At 43.9% G+C, this 3,463-nt stretch carries 4 protein-coding genes; 2 read left to right on the top strand and 2 right to left on the bottom strand.

What is annotated here, in order from left to right; genetic code table 11:
• Both ABUA47_RS18945 and ABUA47_RS18940 read right to left on the bottom strand, forming a co-directional pair.
• The coding region (locus ABUA47_RS18945) for a phosphoethanolamine transferase domain-containing protein (protein WP_349831893.1) at nucleotides 1–496 on the bottom strand (496 nt) is incomplete at its 3' end.
• On the bottom strand, nucleotides 483–1,676 hold the full coding sequence (locus ABUA47_RS18940; RefSeq protein ID WP_008664589.1) for a BamA/TamA family outer membrane protein: 1,194 nt from the start codon (nucleotides 1,674–1,676) through the stop codon (nucleotides 483–485). The genes ABUA47_RS18945 and ABUA47_RS18940, both read right to left, overlap by 14 nt.
• 208 nt (nucleotides 1,677–1,884) lie before the next feature.
• Here ABUA47_RS18940 and ABUA47_RS18935 point away from each other — a divergent pair, with 208 nt between their 5' ends.
• Complete coding sequence (locus tag ABUA47_RS18935; RefSeq protein WP_035448517.1) at nucleotides 1,885–3,171, top strand: NAD(P)/FAD-dependent oxidoreductase; 1,287 nt, start codon at nucleotides 1,885–1,887, stop codon at nucleotides 3,169–3,171.
• 56 nt (nucleotides 3,172–3,227) lie between these two features.
• The coding region (locus ABUA47_RS18930) for a DoxX family protein (protein WP_349831892.1) at nucleotides 3,228–3,463 on the top strand (236 nt) is incomplete at its 3' end.

Below are 3,463 nucleotides of genomic sequence, written 5' to 3'. Positions count from 1 at the left end.
ATAATATTCCGGCAGACAACACATACAGAGTGCGACGGCGAGCTTGCCGGATGAATGCTTCGGACAGTCTGCGTTTGTGTACAATGGATATGGTTGCCAGAATTAATGCAGGTATATAGAGCACTACCACAATAACGATGGCAGGTATCAGATTGTCCAGCAGTTCCAGCGCCTCGCTCGAATTGGTTGTCACCAGATTCAGAAACATATCCACTGCGATAATGGACTGACCGAAAAGATACAGCAATACAAGCTGGAAGGCTCCGAAGAAGATGAACGGAAATAGCAGCCAGAATGTCCTGCCACAGTTTCTCGACCAAGCCATTACAGCATAATATATAGAAAGGGGTAGCAGGATATTACATATCTTTGCCGTCCATGATATGGGTTCTGTAAAGCATAGCACTACATTGGGCACTATCAGAATGACCAGAAACAGATAGAACAAATGTTCCTGATTGTCGAACCATTTTTTTATGTCTCTAAAAAGCTTCATTGATATTGAATATAAATCCGGTCTGGTGTTTGCCAAAACCTAAATCCAAACGTACGTTTACTCTCTTTTTGAACTCCCAGCGGTAGCCGAAACCATAATTAGGAAGAATATGCCTGGCCTCCAATTCCGAGAAATTCGGGAATATGGTTCCCGCCCCTACCCATACGGCAACTCCATTTCGCTTCCATACATGTTGGCGTAGTTCCAGCTGGGCATCCATTGCACACTTGTCACGGTAGCGCCCCTCATAATAGCCACGCATAGAATAGGAACTTCCCAATGTTGCCATCAGTCCCCAGGGCGGATTTCCGTAGTTCAGCAGAGTATGGAACTGGCCTGCCAACACCCCACCCTTCCACACGGACTGGTAATAGCTGGTCGTCAGTTCCGTATTGCTGAATGCATATTTATTTCCCAAAAAGGCCGGACTGAAGCGCTGGTCTATCCGTAGGTAATATCCTTTATAGGCATTTGTCAGAAAATCGCGTGAATCATACAACAAGGAAAACCCCAAGCTCACGTTGGTGCTACGCGCTTTCATTCCTTTCCATAATTCCGGTTTTTCAAAGTCATGTCCATACACGTAATCAAATGCTGTCATCGGACCGATATAAAAGTTACGTGCCATCCGGAACATGAAGTCCACCTTAACCTGCGCCTGAAAGCGATCGTATTCACTCTCATTGTCATCATTGGCTCCATTGTCATATCCTTGTCCCCAGTAAAGGCTTGGGAAAGAATAGAAATACAGATTGTAGTTCAACCGGTATTTGTCTTGGGGAAACAGATGGTTTCCACGTACTCCCAGCAAATAGAATCCCACTGTGGAGACATCCCCATACAGAGAGACATTGGACGGAGGGAGAATACTATCGTTCCGGTCGGTACGGTAGAGTCCTGCCGCCACCAGTCCGATTCCAAATTTGGTGTCACTGGAATAATGAGGCCCGCCTATAATGCTGAAATCAAATTTCTTGTTTTTCTTTTCTTTGTTGGCATCGTTGAAGTAATTCAAAATTTTTCCGAAAAAACTGCGTTTCTTGGGAAGCGAGTCTATCGGATACGTAGAAATTGAGTCCACAGAGTTTTTTGCTTCTGCAAGGTGTGTTTGTGCATGAACAGCCGTTTCTGTAATCAGCATCAATATTGGTAATATCCATTTTGTCAATTTAGTGTCCATTTACTTGTAGAAAACTTCCGTGGCAAAGTTAGTTTTTATGTTCTTCATTACAACAATGTTACTGTTCTTTTTGTTTCCAATTTTTCTCTTTTAATGTTCATTTCTACATTGCATGTGGGGTTCACTCTTTTTAACTACATCATTTATAGAACTTTCCTCGATTTATACTGTTATTTTAATATTACAAAGAACAACATGATATTGAATTATGAAAACAGCAATGGACATTCCCGATAAAGAGGGACAGAAACGACTAGTAATCGTAGGCGGCGGCTTTGGCGGATTAAAGCTGGCACGAAAATTGAAAAGCAACAAGTTTCAGATAGTTTTACTGGATAAGAATAACCATCACATCTTCCAACCGTTACTCTATCAAGTGGCCACAGCAGGTATTGAACCGAGTGCCATATCATTCCCATACCGAAAAATCTTCAAAAAAAGAGAGCATTTCCATATACGTATTTGTGAAGCACAGCAAGTCTTCCCGGAACACAATCTGCTGGAGACTTCCATCGGCACGCTGGCATACGACTATTTGGTCATTGCCACCGGCTGCAACACAAATTATTTTGGAAACGACGGGCTGGAGAAACAGACCATGGCACTAAAGAATACTTCGGAAGCCTTGTTCAACCGAAACCAGATATTGGATAGTTTTGAACAAGCCCAGAACACCGGTAATAAAGAAGAGCGCAGGCGTCTGATGACCTTTGCCATTGTAGGCGGTGGAGCTACGGGAATAGAGTTGGCTGGTGCTTTGGCCGAGATGAGGAAGTTTGTCCTTCCTCAAGACTATCCGGACTTGAATATCAATGAGATGCGTATCATCTTGTTGGATGGCTCTTCCCGGCTCTTGTCTGCTTTTTCAGAAGAGTCTTCCAAAGAAGTGGCCGATTATCTGAAGAAGCGTGATGTGGAAATCAAATTGAACCAACGGGTGATGGGATACGAGAATTATCAATTGGCATTGAATGACGGGACTGCCATCGATACCAAAAATGTATTCTGGGTGGCCGGTGTCAAGGCAAACAGCCTTCAAGGATTGCCTGCCGATGCCTATGGACCGGGAAACCGCTTGAAGGTGGACACTTATAACCGTCTTTCTCAATATCCCAATATTTTCGCTATCGGGGATACGGCCCTTATGATTTCTGAGGAGTATCCCAAAGGACACCCGCAAGTGGTGCAACCAGCCATCCAGCAGGCCCGCAACTTGATAAGGAACTTGCAGCGTGCAGAAACAGGCCTGCCGTTGCAGCCGTTTATATATCAAAACAAAGGCTCCATGGCGACCATTGGCCGCAATCATGCCGTAGTCGAGCTTAGGAAACTGCGTTTTGGCGGTTTTCCGGCATGGGCTGTGTGGCTATTCATCCATTTGATGAGTATTGTGGGTGTAAAGAACCGTCTTTTCATCTTCGTAGACTGGATGTGGAGTTACTTTACCTATGACCCGTCTTTACGGATTATCATCAAACCCTTGAAGCGGGAGTAAACTTTTATTGAGTAATATTTGTTATAGTTCATATACGAACTTAAAAACGAATGAATATGTTAAAACGACTTTTATTTCCTGTCAAACCGGACGGAACGGCAACATCTGCTATACTATTGATTGCAAGAATTGTATTCGGTATATTATTAATGAACCACGGCATCCAGAAGTGGACTAACTTTCAAGAGCTGTCGGCCGTTTTCCCAGACCCATTGGGTGTAGGCAGCCCGCTGTCTTTAGGACTGGCTATCTTCGGTGAATTGGCATGTTCCATGGCATTCATTATAGGTTT

Origin of the sequence: Bacteroides sp. RTP31139st1_H2_RTP31139_211217, assembly GCF_040227615.1 — a bacterium.
GTDB classification, from domain to species: Bacteria; Bacteroidota; Bacteroidia; order Bacteroidales; family Bacteroidaceae; genus Bacteroides; species Bacteroides uniformis.
Note: the sequence above shows the minus strand (reverse complement) of the source record. Positions and strands in the feature narration are given on the sequence as shown.

Coding starts and splice junctions, on each gene's coding strand:
- ABUA47_RS18935 (WP_035448517.1), top strand. CDS start 1,885: ATGAAAACAGCAATGGACATTCCCGATAAAGAGGGACAGAAACGACTA.
- ABUA47_RS18940 (WP_008664589.1), bottom strand. CDS start 1,676: ATGGACACTAAATTGACAAAATGGATATTACCAATATTGATGCTGATT.